At 36.6% G+C, this 17840-nt stretch carries 14 protein-coding genes and 1 tRNA gene; all 15 read left to right on the forward strand.

Translation table 11 applies throughout. From position 1 onward, the window contains the following. Positions 1 to 62 precede the first annotated feature (62 nt). The 15 genes from AAEU33_RS07735 (at position 63) to rpoC (ending at position 17772) form a co-directional block, all read left to right on the forward strand. Positions 63 to 623, forward strand: coding sequence for a hypothetical protein (locus tag AAEU33_RS07735; protein ID WP_345991837.1), 561 nt, complete (start codon positions 63 to 65; stop codon positions 621 to 623). 8 nt (positions 624 to 631) lie between these two features. Further along, complete coding sequence (locus tag AAEU33_RS07740) at positions 632 to 1735, forward strand: hypothetical protein (protein ID WP_345991839.1); 1104 nt, start codon at positions 632 to 634, stop codon at positions 1733 to 1735. Between the two features lie 420 nt (positions 1736 to 2155). Continuing rightward, positions 2156 to 3367, forward strand: coding sequence for an elongation factor Tu (gene tuf, locus AAEU33_RS07745; protein WP_172280676.1), 1212 nt, complete (start codon positions 2156 to 2158; stop codon positions 3365 to 3367). Positions 3368 to 3420: 53 nt separating this feature from the next. Next, a tRNA-Trp gene (locus AAEU33_RS07750) sits at positions 3421 to 3491 on the forward strand. 12 nt (positions 3492 to 3503) lie between these two features. Beyond that, a complete protein-coding gene (gene secE, locus AAEU33_RS07755; RefSeq protein ID WP_172280674.1) occupies positions 3504 to 3710 on the forward strand; it encodes a preprotein translocase subunit SecE in 207 nt (68 codons plus the stop codon). Between the two features lie 17 nt (positions 3711 to 3727). Next, positions 3728 to 4270, forward strand: coding sequence for a transcription termination/antitermination protein NusG (gene nusG, locus AAEU33_RS07760; RefSeq protein WP_034687398.1), 543 nt, complete (start codon positions 3728 to 3730; stop codon positions 4268 to 4270). Positions 4271 to 4602: 332 nt separating this feature from the next. Continuing rightward, on the forward strand, positions 4603 to 5235 hold the full coding sequence (locus tag AAEU33_RS07765; RefSeq protein ID WP_345991842.1) for a hypothetical protein: 633 nt from the start codon (positions 4603 to 4605) through the stop codon (positions 5233 to 5235). 13 nt (positions 5236 to 5248) lie between these two features. Beyond that, positions 5249 to 5896, forward strand: coding sequence for a hypothetical protein (locus tag AAEU33_RS07770; RefSeq protein WP_345991844.1), 648 nt, complete (start codon positions 5249 to 5251; stop codon positions 5894 to 5896). 7 nt (positions 5897 to 5903) lie between these two features. After that, positions 5904 to 6572 (forward strand): hypothetical protein, encoded by a 669-nt coding sequence (locus AAEU33_RS07775; protein WP_345991846.1) that lies wholly within the window; start codon positions 5904 to 5906, stop codon positions 6570 to 6572. A 268-nt stretch (positions 6573 to 6840) separates the two neighbouring features. After that, entirely contained in the window at positions 6841 to 7284 is a 444-nt protein-coding gene (gene rplK / locus AAEU33_RS07780) for a 50S ribosomal protein L11 (protein WP_089027865.1), read from the forward strand. Between the two features lie 11 nt (positions 7285 to 7295). Continuing rightward, the gene (gene rplA / locus AAEU33_RS07785) at positions 7296 to 7988 is read left to right on the forward strand and encodes a 50S ribosomal protein L1 (protein WP_172280666.1); all 693 of its coding nucleotides are present in this window, start codon (positions 7296 to 7298) and stop codon (positions 7986 to 7988) included. Between the two features lie 17 nt (positions 7989 to 8005). Then, positions 8006 to 8602: a 50S ribosomal protein L10 gene (gene rplJ, locus AAEU33_RS07790; RefSeq protein WP_273649580.1), complete on the forward strand. Its 597-nt coding sequence runs from the start codon at positions 8006 to 8008 to the stop codon at positions 8600 to 8602. A gap of 48 nt (positions 8603 to 8650) precedes the next feature. Next, positions 8651 to 9019 (forward strand): 50S ribosomal protein L7/L12, encoded by a 369-nt coding sequence (gene rplL / locus AAEU33_RS07795; protein ID WP_143884219.1) that lies wholly within the window; start codon positions 8651 to 8653, stop codon positions 9017 to 9019. Between the two features lie 555 nt (positions 9020 to 9574). Further along, on the forward strand, positions 9575 to 13396 hold the full coding sequence (rpoB, locus tag AAEU33_RS07800) for a DNA-directed RNA polymerase subunit beta (protein WP_172280662.1): 3822 nt from the start codon (positions 9575 to 9577) through the stop codon (positions 13394 to 13396). A gap of 110 nt (positions 13397 to 13506) precedes the next feature. Further along, positions 13507 to 17772 carry a DNA-directed RNA polymerase subunit beta' gene (gene rpoC / locus AAEU33_RS07805; protein WP_172280659.1) on the forward strand — a complete coding sequence of 1422 codons (4266 nt, stop codon included), beginning with the start codon at positions 13507 to 13509 and terminating at the stop codon, positions 17770 to 17772. Positions 17773 to 17840 lie beyond the last annotated feature (68 nt).

The raw sequence follows: 17840 nt of genomic DNA on the forward strand, positions 1-17840 counted from the left end.
AAAAAATTATATTTGCAAACATAATAAACACATTCCCTCATTAAAACACGATAATCCCCTTGATGAAACGCTATCAGAATAATATACTCCTGTTGTTTGGATTCTTTGGTATACTTCTACCTCTTCAATTATTTTTTAAAATAAGTCTGGAAGAACCCTATCCGTCATTTAACTTTCCTGGGTTTGCTTCTCTTCCGGTTAAAGAAGAAAGATATATTACATTTACAAAAACCACTGCTCAGGTTTTTTTTAAAGACGGAACGAATACTGTTTTAGTGAAAAATAGTTATCTGGGAGAGAAAATTCCAAGAACCATCCAGGTTACATTGATTAAAAATCTGCTTTTTCCCAAAGAATATCCGATACTTGATGCACGGATCAATTCTTTACCAGCTTATAAAAAGGAATTGTATTTACTCAAAAAATCTATTCTTAACAGGAATATTAAAAAAGTTAATTTGGAAGAAAGTAAGGCTTTTGTTATCAAAAAATTGAAAGAAAATTTTCCGGATAAAGAGGTCTCGGAGATCCTCGTTACCAATGAAAACAAAGATTTTGACATTGCGACGAAACAGCTTACTAACCGGATAACAAAAGACACATTGATCAACTTCAAGTTCTAACAAACATAATGATTGAAAAAATTAAAAAACTGGTCTTTACAAGCTATAAGCCTAGTTACGAATTTTTAGCTTTTTACAGAATTTTTTTCTCTGTGTACTTATTATGGATGGGGATTTCCAATGCGGATTGGGTGTCTTATATTCCTGCTAGTGCGATGCAGCCGCCAATAAGCATTTTATCTTTTACGGATACTGTTCCCGCGTCATGGCTTTTTACGGTTTGTTATTACGGCATGTATTTGTGCCTGTTACTTATTTTAATAGGCTTTAAGCCAAGAGTATTTGCCATAACTTATATGGTCGTTTATCTTATAACCAGTAATTATGCTTTTTCTTTTGGTAAAATTGACCATACTTTTGTTTATGCCTTACCTATTGTAGTGATGGCTTTTTCACCATGGAATACTACTTATAGTTTTTTTCCGGAGCCTGAAAAAGAAACCGATATACTTTCGAGATCCTGGCCAATGTTTCTGCTTAGTATGTTTTTGGGATTTGGAATTTTTACGGCTGGCCTTGCTAAAATTTTAGGAGGCTGGCTTAATACGGATATACAGAGCACACAGATTTTTTTCTATCAATACCGATATGGAGTAGGGTGGCATGATTTGATGTCTGATACGTTTGATAAGATCAACTCCCGGTTTTTCTGGGAATTTCTGGACTATAGTACTGTAATTTTTGAATCTGTTTTTATTATTGCTTTTTTAAAGCCGAAGTTTTTCAGATTGATGATATTAATAACTCTGTTTTTTCATTTAAATGTTCTTTTGATGTTTAATATAGCATTTACCTATGCTGTAGGATTCTATGCATTGTTTATTCCCACAAGGGTATTACCTTCAACATTTAAAATGAAAATCAAAAACTTTTTGCAGGCTGTATTCCGGCCTAACTATAAGTTGTTGGGAATTGCATTTGTGATTCTATACTTTTTACTTATTATCTTTTTTGATTGTAATGCGATCAATTACATTTTTAATCAATTCTTTAGCCTGTTTGGGTCTGCTTATGCTTCATCTTTAATTATTTTGGGAGGATCTTTCCTTTTTGGGGGATATCTTTTTATCCGGTCGTTGAGAAGTATATCTGATAAAAAAGGTTACAAATGATAATATTTTTCAGGTTTTACATAAAATTTAAAAAGTCCCGGAATGAACCTTCCGGGATTTCTTATTGTCAATAAATCGATAAGAATCTTTTTTACGATATTCTTCAGTGATTTTTTCACCAACCAGAATCTAAAATTATATGAAATCTTTTTCTTATTTACTCGCCTATTCATTATTTTTAATCTGCTATAATATTCAGAATTAATCAGATAGTTGAGATTTTAAAGAAAACGGTTGTGAGGATTTTTTCAATCGAGAAATTTGTGTAAATTTGCACTTCAATACATCGAAGTATAGTTAGGTTTGTAATTCTTTGGATTTGAATATTAAAATTTTTGAGAAAAAAGATTTTAGTATTTAAAAATTCATTATATTTGCACACCGAAAATTTGAATAAACAATAAATAAATAATTTAAATCATGGCAAAGGAAACGTTTAATCGTAACAAACCACACTTGAACATTGGTACTATTGGTCACGTTGACCATGGTAAAACTACTCTTACTGCAGCGATCAGTGCTGTATTGGCTAGTAAAGGTCTTGCTGAGAAAAAAGACTTCTCTGCAATTGACTCTGCTCCAGAAGAAAAAGAAAGAGGTATCACTATTAATACTGCTCACATCGAATACGAAACTGCAAACAGACACTATGCTCACGTTGACTGTCCAGGTCACGCGGATTACGTAAAGAACATGGTAACTGGTGCTGCTCAGATGGATGGAGCGATCTTAGTATGTGCTGCAACTGATGGACCAATGCCTCAAACAAGAGAACACATCCTACTTTGCCGTCAGGTAAACGTACCTAGAATTGTTGTGTTCATGAACAAAGTTGATATGGTGGATGATGCTGAGTTATTAGAGCTTGTTGAGCTTGAGCTTAGAGATCTATTATCTACTTACGAATATGACGGAGATAACTCTCCAGTAATCCAAGGTTCTGCTCTTGGTGCTCTTACTGCTGCTACAGCTGCTACTCCTCAAACTGATGATCAGTGGTTCAAAACTGTAGAAGAATTAATGGATGCTGTTGATACTTGGATCGAGCTTCCTGTAAGAGATCAGGATAAGCCATTCTTGATGCCAATTGAAGATGTATTCTCTATTACAGGTAGAGGTACTGTAGCAACTGGTAGAATCGAGGCTGGTGTTATCAACACAGGTGATCCTGTAGATATCGTTGGTATGGGTGATGAAAAATTAACTTCTACAATTACAGGGGTTGAGATGTTCAGAAAAATCCTAGATAGAGGTGAAGCTGGTGATAACGTAGGTCTATTGTTGAGAGGTATTGAAAAAACTGACATCAAGAGAGGTATGGTTATCGCTAAGAAAGACTCTGTTAAGCCACACAAAAAATTCAAAGCTGAGGTTTATATCCTTTCTAAAGAAGAAGGTGGACGTCACACTCCATTCCACAACAAATACCGTCCTCAGTTCTACGTAAGAACTACTGACGTTACAGGTGAGATCTTCTTACCAGAAGGTGTAGAAATGGTAATGCCTGGTGATAACTTAACAATCACTGTAGAATTGTTACAACCAATCGCTCTTAACGTAGGTCTTAGATTTGCGATCAGAGAAGGAGGTAGAACAGTTGGTGCTGGTCAGGTTACTGAAATCTTAGATTAATATCTTAAATAAATAAAGCTTCCGTAAGGAATTTCTTTACGGAGCTTTAATCTACGGGCATCGTCCAATGGTAGGATACCGGTCTCCAAAACCGTTGATCAGGGTTCGAATCCTTGTGCCCGTGCAAATAATAATTATGAGTTCATTTATCGATTTTTTAAAAGGTTCTTATAACGAATTCAGACATAAAGTTGAATGGCCAAAATGGGCTGATCTGCAATCATCTACAATTGTAGTTACTATTGCAACAGTTATTCTGGCATTATTTACCTTTGGAGTTGACGAATTGTTTTCAAAAGCAATAAGCAACATAATAGGAATGCTAATTAACGTGTTCAACTAAAAAAGTATTTTCCCATAATGAGCGAATTGAAATGGTATGTGCTGAAAGCAATCAGCGGACAGGAAAATAAAGTGAAAAACTACATTGAGACAGAAATCAAACGCTTAGGCTTTGAGCAGTACGTTACTCAGGTAGTGATTCCTATGGAAAAGGTTATTCAACTTAGGAATGGAAAAAAGGTTCCTAAAGAAAGACCTTACTATCCTGGTTACTTAATGGTTGAAGCAGATTTAATGGGGGAAATACCTCACATTATTAAGAATATTCCAGGGGTAATATCATTCTTAAGCTTAACTAAAGGGGGAGACCCTGTTCCCATGAGAAAGTCTGAAGTTAACAGAATGCTTGGAAGAATGGATGAGTTATCAGAATTTGCTACCGACCTTGAAATTCCATATGTAGTTGGAGAGAACGTAAAAGTAATTGACGGACCTTTCAACGGATTCAATGGAACAGTTGAAAAAATTCTGGAAGATAAAAAGAAAATTGAAGTTTCTGTTTTAATCTTTGGTAGAAAAACTCCAATGGAACTTAGCTACATGCAAGTAGAAAAAGTATAATAAATACTTATAATATATAAGCCACTCTAGATCTAGAGTGGCTTTTTTTATTTATTTCAGATATTTATAGATTCTCAGAAATAATGTTGTTTTAAGTTAAAATAAGTTTGTTGTTTATTTTATGCTTTATCCAAGCGTGTTTCACATAGTTATTTAATTAAAACTAAATGTTTAGATTAAAAAATAAATTGTGTGGCATACTTATTGTGAAGTATATCTCCGAAAAACATAAATGGCTTTCTAATGTGGTGATTTTTAACCTTATACTAGGTTAGGGTCATTGTTTTGAATTCCTGGATTGTTTTTTTAACAATAATTTAAACACTAATTCAATGACGAAAATTATTTCGATGGTACTTTGTACAAGTACCATTGTACTGATGAATGCACAGGCTACAGGAAAAGTAGGGATTAATACTAAAATTCCCGAAAAAGAACTATCTGTAAACGGAACAATGAAAACATCGGGAATGTTTTTTAAAGATCCGATAGAGAAATTAGGAGCCACTGAAAACTATACTTTTATCATTAAGTCTCCCGCTCCTGAAAACAAGATTACTGCATACAATGATTCTTTTGTACCCAATTCACCGGCGCCAATTAATCTTATCCAGTATAAGATAGCCTGTGATCCGAGAGATAAGGATTGGGTTAACCAGTATGATACGAAGATCAATTCAGATAAGTTTCTGGTGGTTATTTCTTCTTTTGGTTTTACGCAACCGGTACGAACCAACAGTCCGGACTGGATAACTCCGGTTCCCCAGATATATGCTTACTATAATAATGGAACCTGGAAATTAAAGGCAGACTACCAAGGTTTTGCTCCCGCTTCCAATTTGCCGGCAGGAGAGTGGACTCTTAACTTACTGGTATTTGACAGAGCTTATGCTAAAGAAATCAATAAAACACAAGCGATGGGTGCTTCCACTACAGGATCTGCATCATCTCCTTTAATCCAATAAAAACATTTACATAATGAAAAAAATCACCATACTATTTTTTATGGCTTATGCCTTCATGGCTACCAAAGCCCAGGTGGGAATCAATACAAGCAATCCTCAGGGAACCTTAGATGTTGTAGGAGGAACACTGGTTGAATCTTATATTATAGATACCACGAATTCTCCTGCGACGGGAAATTATTTTCTTCTTACAAGGTCAAAGGATACCACGCCTGTTGGTAAAGTTAAGATGCTTGATATTTCACTGAGAGATGTAGCTCCCGTAAACACATACAATGTTATCCTGAAAAATGTGAAACAAGATGAAGTTGTTAACCTGAATACAGGATTGGATGCTAATAAATATGTAGTCGCTATTACTGGTGCAGTATTTAGTGACGCTGTTTCAGCAGCAAATACTTCCACCACTCCAAAATCATATGGAGCCTATTCTACAGAGATAACTAAGGTTGTGAGCGGAGCCAATACTTATCACGGCATTAACCTTTCTTTTAAAGGTGCAGGAACTGTGTCTTCTAAAAATGGAACATGGACACTAACTTTGAATGTATACGAAAGATCATTGATTAAAGACTGGGGCACATTTACCGGATCGGTTTCAGCTTCGGCTTCACCAGGATATTCAGGAGTATCAACTAACACCCCAGCAGGACTTCAATAAAAAACTTATGAAAAAGAAATTGTATATCATCAGTATGGCTTGCATGGGAATAATCATGCATGCACAAACCGGAAATGTAGGAATCAAAACAACAACTCCGACAGAAACACTGGACGTAAACGGGGATTCCTTTACAAATTCCTTATATATGAGAAATCCGGGAGAACCAACCTCTACGGGAGGTCACTTTCTGGCTACTTCTCAAAATTCATTGCAGATATATGATCCTAATCTGGAGAGCAGCGGATTGTTTAATTATATTAAACTTACCCTTACAGGGGTACCAGGTGCAGGAATTACGGATTATGATACAAAGATCGATGCCGATAATTTCCTTTTGGTTCCTCACAACTATTCATTTAAGCTTAATGACGGAACAACCAGTGTTGCTTTGGATTATAAAGATAACGGGATTAATGATAATGCACAGGGGTCTCCTAATGTGGTTGCATTTAAAAGCAATGGTACCTGGCATTTGAAGGCCGGATTTACAGACAGCAAGTTAATTGCTTTTACATCAGCTAATCCTTCCAGAACTTATAATAACTTTACTGTAGAGTTTTATTTAATGGTTTACAAGAGATTGATCACTAAGCAGAATATCGGCGATATTAATACTGATCTTGGCGGAACAAATGGATCTGCACAAACAATTAATAAACCATCAGGGTTTTAGAAAAAAATAATTTTAAAATAAGAAACCATATTCTAGTAAAGGATATGGTTTTTTTCTTCTATTGATATGGGTTACAGTCAGAAATAGATTTTTTATTCTTGAAAATTCTGTAAAAACTTTCTAAAAATCAATCGATTCCATTTGCTATTTCAAAAATATTTTATAATTTTGCAGTCCGAAAAGTAGGTTTACTATATGTGAGTGCGGTAACCTGCTGAATAATAAATGCTTCCAAACTCATTAATTATTCAAATTTAAAAAACAAAAAATGGCTAAAAAAGTCTTTAAAATGGTAAAGCTTCAGGTGAAGGGAGGGGCTGCAAACCCGTCTCCACCAGTAGGTCCTGCATTAGGTTCTGCCGGTGTAAACATCATGGAGTTTTGTAAACAATTTAACGGAAGAACTCAGGATAAGCCTGGGCAAGTTTTGCCAGTAGTAATTACTGTATACGAAGACAAATCTTTTGAATTCGTAATTAAAACTCCTCCAGCTGCAATTCAGTTAATGGATGCTGCAAAAATTAAAGGAGGTTCCGGAGAACCAAACAGAAACAAAGTAGGTTCTGTATCTTGGGATCAGGTAAAGAAAATCGCAGAAGACAAAATGGTAGACCTTAACTGTTTTACATTGGACTCTGCTCTTTCTATGGTTGCAGGTACTGCTAGATCTATGGGATTGAGAGTAACAGGAGCTAAACCAACTAACGCTTAAAACTTAGAGAAATGGCAAAATTAACAAAAAAGCAAAAGGAAGCTTTAAGCAAAGTAGAAAAAGGAAGAGCTTACAATCTTGAAGAAGGTTCTGCTCTTGTGAAAGAAGTAAACACTGCAAAGTTTGATGCTTCTGTAGATATCGCTGTAAGATTGGGTGTAGATCCAAGAAAAGCAAACCAAATGGTTAGAGGTGTAGTATCTCTTCCTCACGGAACTGGTAAAGATGTTAAAGTATTAGCTCTTGTAACACCAGATAAAGAAGCTGAAGCTAAAGAAGCTGGAGCTGATTATGTAGGTCTTGACGAATATTTACAAAAAATCAAAGATGGTTGGACTGATGTTGACGTGATCGTTACGATGCCAGCTGTTATGGGTAAATTAGGACCTTTAGGTAGAGTATTAGGACCAAGAGGTCTTATGCCAAACCCTAAGTCAGGAACTGTAACAATGGAAATTGGTAAAGCAGTAACTGAAGTAAAATCAGGTAAGATTGATTTCAAAGTAGATAAATATGGTATTATCCATGCAGGTATTGGTAAAGTATCTTTCGATGCTGCTAAGATCAAAGAAAATGCTCAGGAATTAATCCAGACATTGATCAAAATGAAACCAACTGCTGCTAAAGGTACATATGTAAAAAGCATTTATTTGTCTTCTACAATGAGCCCGGGGATTGCAATTGATACAAAATCTGTAAACTAATATAAATCCTTAAGACAATGACAAAAGACCAAAAAGTTGTAGCAATACAAGAGATCAAAGATTTGCTTCAGGATGCAAAAGTAGTATACGTAGCAGATTTAGAAGGGTTGAACGCTGCTAAGTCTTCAGATTTCAGAAGACAGGCTTTCAAACAAAATATCAAAGTAAAAGTGGTAAAAAATACACTTTTACAAAAAGCAATGGAGCAGATTGACGGAGTAGATTACTCTGAAATGTTCCCTACTTTCAAAGGGAATTCTGCGATTATGATTGCTGAAACAGCGAATGCTCCTGCAAAATTAATCCAAGGATTCAGAAAGAAAGAAGAAAAGCCGGCTTTAAAATCTGCTTATCTTCAGGAAACTTTCTATGTTGGAGACGAAAATCTAGGTACACTTGCTAATATCAAGTCTAGAGAAGAAATGATCGGAGAAATCATCGGATTACTTCAATCTCCAATTCAAAGAGTTGTTTCTGCTCTTCAAAACAAACCTGAAACAGTAGAAGCTAAAGCTGAAGAAGCTGCTGCACCTGCTGTAGAAGAAACTCCTGCTGAGGCAGCTCCTGAAGCTCCTGCTGCAGAAAGCACTGAAGAAACTCCAAGTGCTGAATAATTGGACTCAAAAAATTAAATAAAATAATCAACAAAAAACATTACAACAATGTCAGATTTAAAAAATTTAGCTGAAACGCTAGTAAACTTAACAGTAAAAGACGTAAATGAATTAGCTGCTATCCTTAAGGATGAGTACGGAATTGAGCCAGCTGCTGCTGCAGTAGTAGTTGCAGGTGGAGGTGCAGGTGAAGCTGCTGAAGAAAAAACTGAATTCGACGTAATTCTTAAGTCTGCAGGTGCTTCTAAATTAGCTATCGTTAAATTAGTAAAAGATTTAACTGGTGCTGGTCTTAAAGAAGCTAAAGATATCGTAGATGGTGCTCCTGCTCCAATCAAAACTGGTATCTCTAAAGACGAGGCTGAAGCTCTTAAGAAGCAATTAGAAGAAGCTGGTGCTGAAGTAGAATTGAAATAATTCAAGTTACCTTACAAATATAAACCTGGACCTCGGTCCGGGTTTTTTTATGGAATAGAATCATCAAGTAGATAGATTGATCTACTGGTTATTGTAAGCAGTATTGAGTAGATTTGAGTACTAATTGTTACGGCTTATTTACATTGAGGACATCTGTAATATAGTTTGTGTTAATATATTATAGAATAAATGTTGTGAATGTGGATAACTTTTTGTATCTTTGCTCCTCTTTTGGCGCTAATAATTGTTTGTAAATCTATAAAATATTGTAAATCAACTCTTTCATGGTAATGAAAGGGATTTTATGTTTATAGATATTGCGGCGTTTCTGCCTCAAAAGTATTAAAAATATTTTGCATTACGCTGTGAAAAGATATACCAGTGTTGCAGTTAGAAGTTGGATTAAAGACTTTTAGAATAAAGAACAAAGAATAAAGACCGATAATTGCGCCAAAATTTTCACGCTTATTCTTGCTCTTACCTCTTCTCTCTTTTTGTCTTCTTCTGATATTTTTTTATAAATCAAAATATTTTTTAACCCTTCTTAAAAGTTTTATGAGTAAAACAGCAGCATCAATTAGGGGGAATCAGAGAATTAATTTCTCATCAGCAAAAGGAAAAATTATCACTCCAGACTTCTTGGATATCCAATTAGAGTCTTTTAAGGAGTTTTTCCAGCTTGATACCCTTCCTGAAGACAGGAAAAAAGAAGGTCTTCACAAGACTTTCCAGGAAAATTTCCCAATTACAGATTCAAGAAACCAATTCGTATTGGAATTCTTAGATTATCTGGTAGATTCTCCACGTTATTCAATCGACGAGTGTGTGGAAAGAGGTTTAACGTATTCAGTTCCTCTTAAAGCAAGACTTAAGTTGTATTGTACAGATCCTGAGCATGAGGATTTCCAAACAGTAGTTCAGGATGTATATTTAGGGCCGGTTCCTTATATGACGCCTAGTGGTTCTTTCATCATCAATGGTGCTGAGAGAGTTATTGTTACCCAGTTACACCGTTCTCCTGGTGTATTCTTCGGGCAGACTTACCACGCAAACGGAACCAAACTGTATTATTCAAGAATTATTCCTTTTAAAGGATCTTGGATGGAATTTACTACGGATATCAATAGCGTAATGTATGCGTATATCGACCGTAAGAAAAAATTACCATTAACTACTCTACTTAGAGCTATCGGATTTGAATCTGATAAGGATATTCTTCAGATTTTCGACCTTGCGGAAGAAGTGAAAGTATCTAAAGCTGCTCTTAAAAAAGTAGAAGGAAGAACATTAGCTGCGAGAGTATTGAACACATGGTTCGAAGATTTCGTAGATGAGGATACGGGTGAAGTTGTTTCTATTGAGAGAAACGAAATCATCCTGGACAGAGAGACTATTCTTGAAAAAGAACATTTAGATCTTATTCTTGATGCTGGTGTGAAATCTATTTTGATTCACAAAGAAAACAGCAATGAATTCTCTATCATCCAGAATACATTACAAAAAGACCCTACCAACTCTGAAAAAGAAGCGGTAGAATACATCTATCGTCAGTTAAGAAATGCAGATCCGCCAGATGAGGAGACCGCTAGAGGAATTATTGAAAAATTATTCTTCTCTGAGCAGAGATACTCATTAGGAGAAGTAGGACGTTACAGATTGAACAAAAAGTTAGGTCTTAATATTCCTACGACAACTGAAGTTCTTACTAAAGAAGATATCATTGCGATTGTAAGACATTTGATCGAATTGGTAAATTCTAAAGCAGAAGTTGATGATATCGACCACTTATCAAACAGAAGAATTAAAACTGTTGGTGAGCAATTAGCAGGTCAGTTCGGTGTTGGTCTTTCAAGAATTGCAAGAACAATCAAGGAAAGAATGAACGTTAGAGATAACGAAATCTTTACACCGCTTGATCTTGTTAATGCTAAGACTTTAACCTCTGTAATTAATTCATTCTTTGGTACCAACCAGCTTTCTCAGTTCATGGACCAGACTAACCCATTGTCAGAGATTACTCACAAGAGAAGATTATCTGCACTAGGGCCTGGTGGTTTATCAAGAGAAAGAGCAGGTTTCGAGGTTCGTGACGTTCACCATACTCACTATGGAAGAATTTGTCCGATTGAAACTCCGGAAGGACCAAACATTGGTTTGATTTCTTCTTTGGGAATCTATGCAAAGATTAACAATTTAGGTTTCATCGAAACTCCATATAGAAAAGTAGAAGACAGTAAGATTGATCTTAATGCAGCTCCTATCTATCTTAATGCAGAAGATGAAGAAGATAAAGTAATTGCTCAGGCAAACGTTGAATTGAATGACAACGGTGAATTCGTTACAGACAGGATTATTGCAAGACTGGATGGAGATTACCCGGTAGTTGAACCTTCTCAGGTTAATCTTATTGACGTAGCACCAAACCAGATCTCTGGTATTTCGGCTTCATTAATTCCATTCCTGGAGCATGATGATGCGAACCGTGCATTGATGGGATCTAACATGATGCGTCAGGCTGTTCCTCTATTGAAGCCACAGGCTCCGATCGTGGGTACAGGGCTTGAGCAACAAGTTGCAAGAGACTCAAGAATTTTGATCAACGCTGAAGGTACAGGTACTGTAGAGTATGTAGATGCAGATAAGATCACTATTAAATATGAAAGAAGCGATGACGAAGATTTAGTATCATTCGAATCAGCTACTAAAACATATAACCTAACTAAGTTTAGAAAAACCAACCAAAGTACAACGATTACTCTGAGACCAAACGTAAGAGTAGGTGAAACAGTAGAAAAAGGACAGGTACTTTGTGATGGTTATGCTACTGAAAACGGAGAATTAGCTCTTGGTAGAAACTTGGTGGTTGCGTTCATGCCTTGGAAAGGATATAACTTCGAGGATGCGATCGTAATCAATGAAAAAGTTGTTCGTGAAGACTGGTTTACATCAATCCACGTAGACGAATACTCTCTTGAAGTTCGTGATACCAAATTAGGTATGGAAGAATTAACAGCAGATATTCCAAACGTTTCAGAAGAAGCGACTAAGGATCTTGATGAAAACGGTATGATCAGAATTGGTGCTGAAGTGAAGCCTGGTGATATTATGATTGGTAAAATCACACCTAAAGGTGAATCCGACCCAACTCCTGAAGAAAAACTTCTTAGAGCGATTTTTGGTGACAAAGCCGGTGATGTAAAAGATGCTTCATTAAAAGCAGATTCTTCATTAAGAGGTGTTGTGATCAACAAAAAATTGTTCTCAAGAAATATTAAAGATAAAAAGAAGAGAACTGAAGAAAAACTTAAACTTGAAGAAATTGAAAACACTTACAAGGCTAAGTTTGATGAATTGAGAAATACTTTAATTGAAAAATTAAATACTCTTGTAAGCGGTAAAACTTCTCAAGGGGTTCATAATGACCTTGACGAAGAAATTATCGGAAAAGGAGTGAAGTTTACTCATAAATTATTGACTTCAGTTGAAGACTATGTAAACGTTAGCGGAGCAGATTGGACTGTTGATAACGATAAAAATGAATTGATCAAGCAATTGATTCATAATTATAAAATCAAGTTCAATGATATCCAAGGGGTTAAAAACCGTGAGAAATTTGCAATTTCTATCGGAGATGAGCTTCCTGCAGGTATCATGAAGTTAGCTAAAGTTTATATTGCTAAAAAACGTAAACTGAATGTAGGAGATAAAATGGCAGGACGTCACGGTAATAAAGGGATTGTATCCAGAATTGTTCGTGAAGAAGATATGCCATTCCTTGAAGACGGAACACCGGTAGATATCGTATTGAATCCACTTGGGGTACCTTCCCGTATGAACATCGGACAGATTTATGAAACAGTTCTTGGATGGGCTGGTCAGAAATTAGGAATGACGTTCGCTACACCAATCTTCGATGGAGCAAGTCTTGAGCAGATTACTGAGTACACAGAAAAAGCAGGTCTTCCTAAATTCGGTAACACTCACCTTTATGACGGAGGTACCGGAGAAAGATTTACTCAGCCTGCTACTGTTGGGGTTATCTATATGTTGAAACTAGGACACATGGTAGATGATAAAATGCACGCACGTTCTATTGGTCCTTACTCATTGATTACTCAGCAGCCGTTAGGAGGTAAAGCTCAGTTCGGAGGTCAGAGATTCGGAGAGATGGAGGTTTGGGCTCTTGAAGCATTCGGAGCATCCAATATCCTTAGAGAGATCCTTACTGTGAAGTCGGATGACGTGATTGGTAGAGCAAAAACTTATGAAGCTATTGCAAAAGGTGAGTCTATGCCTGAACCAGGTATTCCGGAATCATTCAATGTATTGCTTCACGAGTTACAAGGTCTTGGATTAGACGTAAGATTGGAGGAGTAAATTAAAGATTTAATTACTAAAAATTAAAGAATTAATAAACTCCGAGATGATAAGAGAGAAAGTAATTTTAAATCTTTCAATCTTTTAATCTTTTAATCAAAATAAAAATTATGTCAAATAAAAATAAATCAAGTAGATTTAATAAAATAACCATCGGTTTAGCTTCTCCCGAATCCATTCTTCAGGATTCAAGAGGGGAGGTTTTAAAACCGGAAACTATTAACTACAGAACGCATAAGCCTGAAAGAGATGGTTTGTTCTGTGAAAAAATCTTTGGTCCTATTAAAGATTACGAATGTGCTTGTGGTAAGTACAAGAGAATTCGTTACAAAGGGATCGTTTGTGACCGTTGTGGGGTTGAAGTTACGGAGAAGAAAGTAAGAAGAGAGAGAATTGGACACATTAATCTTGTAGTTCCTATTGCTCACATCTGGTATTTCCGTTCTTTACCAAACAAAATCGGTTACCTATTAGGTATTCCTTCCAAGAAATTGGATATGATTATCTATTATGAAAGATATGTTGTAATCCAGCAGGGTATTGCTAAAAAATTGGACGGTTCCGACTTTGATAAAATGGAATTCTTAACAGAAGAGGAATACCTTGATATCATGGATACCCTTCCTGTTGAGAACCAATATCTTGATGATTCCGATCCTAACAAATTCATCGCCAAAATGGGTGCTGAAGCTGTTGAGGAATTATTAAAAAGAATCGATCTTGATGCATTATCTTTCGATCTGAGACACAAAGCTCACAATGAAGGTTCTAAGCAAAGAAGAACTGAGGCTCTGAAAAGATTAAATGTTGTAGAAGCATTGAGAGGTGCTAATACAAGAATGATCAACAGACCTGAGTGGATGATCATGCGTGTACTTCCGGTAATCCCACCAGAGTTAAGACCTTTGGTTCCATTGGATGGTGGACGTTTCGCTACTTCCGATTTGAATGACCTTTATAGAAGAGTTATTATCAGAAATAACCGTTTAAAGAGACTTTTAGAGATCAAAGCTCCGGAAGTAATCTTAAGAAACGAGAAGCGTATGCTTCAGGAATCAGTAGATTCATTATTCGATAATACAAGAAAATCTTCTGCGGTAAAATCTGAATCAAACAGACCATTGAAATCACTTTCTGATTCATTGAAAGGTAAGCAAGGTCGTTTCCGTCAGAACTTATTAGGAAAAAGGGTAGATTACTCTGCGCGTTCCGTAATTGTTGTAGGCCCAAACTTACAACTTCACGAGTGTGGTATTCCTAAAGATATGGCTGCGGAACTTTACAAACCGTTTATCATTAGAAAACTAATTGAAAGAGGGATTGTAAAAACAGTAAAATCTGCAAAAAGAATTATTGATAGAAAAGAACCTGTAGTTTATGATATCCTTGAAAATGTGATGAAAGGTCACCCTGTTCTACTGAACAGAGCACCTACGCTTCACAGACTTGGTATCCAGGCTTTCCAACCTAAGATGATCGAAGGTAAGGCAATCCAGCTACACCCGTTAGTAACAACGGCCTTCAATGCCGATTTCGATGGTGACCAGATGGCGGTACATTTACCGTTAGGCCCTGAAGCAATCCTTGAAGCTCAGTTATTAATGTTAGGTTCTCAGAATATTTTGAACCCGGCTAACGGTTCTCCAATCACGGTACCTTCTCAGGACATGGTTCTTGGTCTTTATTTCATGACTAAAGAATTGAGCTCTACTGAAGATATGAAAGTGAAAGGTGAAGGTTTAGCATTCTATTCTCCGGAGGAAGCAGAAATTGCTTATGCAGAAGGAAAAGTTTCTTTAAATGCTAAGGTAAGATGTAGATTACCTGTTAAAGAAAATGGAGAATTGGTTACAAGATTAATTGAAACATCTGTTGGTAGAATTTTATTCAACCAGATCGTACCTAAACAGGTTGGTTATATCAATGAACTTTTAACTAAGAAGTCATTGAGAAATGTTATTGGTAAAATTCTTGCCGATACAGACTTCCCTACAACGGTTAAATTCCTTGATGCAATGAAAGACCTAGGTTATTCTAACGCATTTAAAGGAGGTCTTTCGTTCTCACTTGGGGATATTGTGGTTCCTGCTGAGAAGAAGCAGATGGTTGCTCAGGCAATCGGAACTGTAGATGAGATTAGAGCCAACTATAACATGGGTCTTATCACAGATACAGAACGTTATAATCAGGTAATTGACGTTTGGACGAACACCAACGCAGGATTAACTGAAATGATCATGAGCAGAATGAAAACCGACCAAGGTGGTTTCAACTCTGTATACATGATGCTTGATTCTGGTGCGAGGGGTTCTAAAGAACAGATCCGTCAGTTATCAGGGATGAGAGGTTTGATGGCAAAACCGCAAAAAGCAGGTTCTACCGGTGCGGAAATCATCGAAAACCCGATCCTTGCAAACTTTAAAGAAGGTCTTTCGATCCTTGAGTACTTTATCTCTACCCACGGTGCACGTAAAGGTCTTGCGGATACCGCTCTTAAAACGGCCGATGCCGGTTACTTAACAAGAAGATTGGTAGACGTAGCTCAGGATGTTATCGTTACAGAAGTAGATTGTGGTACTTTAAGAGGTACTGAAGTTACTGCTCTTAAGAAAAATGATGAGATCGTTGAGAAAATCTCTGAAAGAATTTTAGGTAGAGTTTCTCTTCATAACATCTATGATCCTGAAACAGATGAATTAATTGCTGAAGCAGATCAGGTAATCAACGAGCAGTTAGCGAGAAGAATTGAAGATGCAGGACTGGAAGCGGTTGAAGTTCGTTCACCATTAACTTGTGAAGCGAAGAAAGGTATCTGTGCTAAATGTTATGGTAGAAACCTTGCTACAGGTAAAATAATCCACATGGGTGAAGCGGTAGGTGTAATTGCAGCACAATCTATTGGGGAACCGGGAACTCAGTTAACATTGAGAACCTTCCACCAAGGAGGTACTGCGGGTAACGTATCAGAGAACCCATCAATCGTAGCAAGAAGAGATGGTATCGTTGAAATGGATGAAGTAAGAACAATTACTTCTGAAGATGAAAACGGAAATACAGCTGAAGTTGTAGTATCTCGTTCTACGGAATTCAGATTGGTTGCTGACAACGAATCCAGAACTCCTTTAATGGTTGCTAACGTACCTTACGGTTCAGTATTGGCTGTAAAACCTGGTGATAAAGTGAAAAAAGGTGATGTGATCTGTAAATGGGATCCGTATAACGCGGTTATCATTGCGGAAACATCCGGTAAAGTAGAATATGAAGATATTATCCAGGGTATTTCATTCCAACTTGAAATTGACGAACAAACAGGATTCGAAGAGAAAGTAATCTCTGAATCCAGAAATAAGAAAGCCGTACCTACCTTGAAGGTGGTAGATTCTAAAGGTGTTGAGCAAAGAGCTTATAACTTACCGGTAGGAGCCCACTTAATGGTTAATGATGGTGAGAAAATTAAGGCTGGTAAAGTCTTGATCAAGATCCCAAGAAAATCTGCAAAAGCAGGGGATATCACCGGAGGTCTTCCAAGGGTAACCGAATTATTCGAAGCAAGAAACCCTTCAAACCCAGCGGTTGTTACAGAAATCGATGGAGTAGTTTCTTACGGAAAAATCAAGAGAGGTAACCGTGAACTTATTGTAGAGGCTAAGACTGGAGAAAGAAAGATTTATTTAGTAAAACTTTCCAACCAGATCCTTGTTCAGGAGAATGACTTCGTGAGAGCTGGTTCACCACTTTCTGACGGATCAATCACTCCAGACGATATCTTAAGAATTAAAGGTCCAACAGCGGTTCAGGAATATCTTGTAAATGAAATTCAGGAAGTTTACCGTTTGCAAGGGGTGAAAATCGATGATAAACACTTTGAAATTATCGTTAGACAGATGATGACAAAAGTATCTATTGTTGATGGAGGTGATACTCAATTCCTTGAAGGAGCTTTAGAACATAAATACGATTTCTTAGAAGAAAACAACAGAGTATTTGGTCTTAAAGTAGTTGTTGATGCTGGTGATTCTAAAGAATTCAGACCAGGTCAGATGATTACAGCGAGAGAATTGAGAGATGAAAACTCTAAATTGAAGCGTGAAGATCAAAATCTTGTTGAAGTGAGAGAAGCACTTCCTGCTACGGCTACGCCAGTATTGCAAGGGATCACAAGAGCGGCTCTACAAACTAAGTCATTCATGTCTGCAGCATCGTTCCAGGAAACCACTAAGGTTCTTAACGAAGCAGCAGTTGCTGGGAAAATTGATTTCCTAAGCGGTCTTAAAGAGAATGTAATTGTAGGACACAGAATTCCTGCAGGTACTGGTCTTAAAGAGTATCAGAATGTTATCGTAGGTTCTAAAAAAGAATTCGAAGATATTAACTAAAATGTATATAAAAGTTTCAGGATTCAAGTTTAAATTCTAAATTAGAGGCCTGAAACTTTTTAAACAAA

Origin of the sequence: Chryseobacterium sp. Chry.R1, from assembly GCF_039645525.1 — a bacterium.
Taxonomy (GTDB): domain Bacteria; phylum Bacteroidota; class Bacteroidia; order Flavobacteriales; family Weeksellaceae; genus Chryseobacterium; species Chryseobacterium proteolyticum.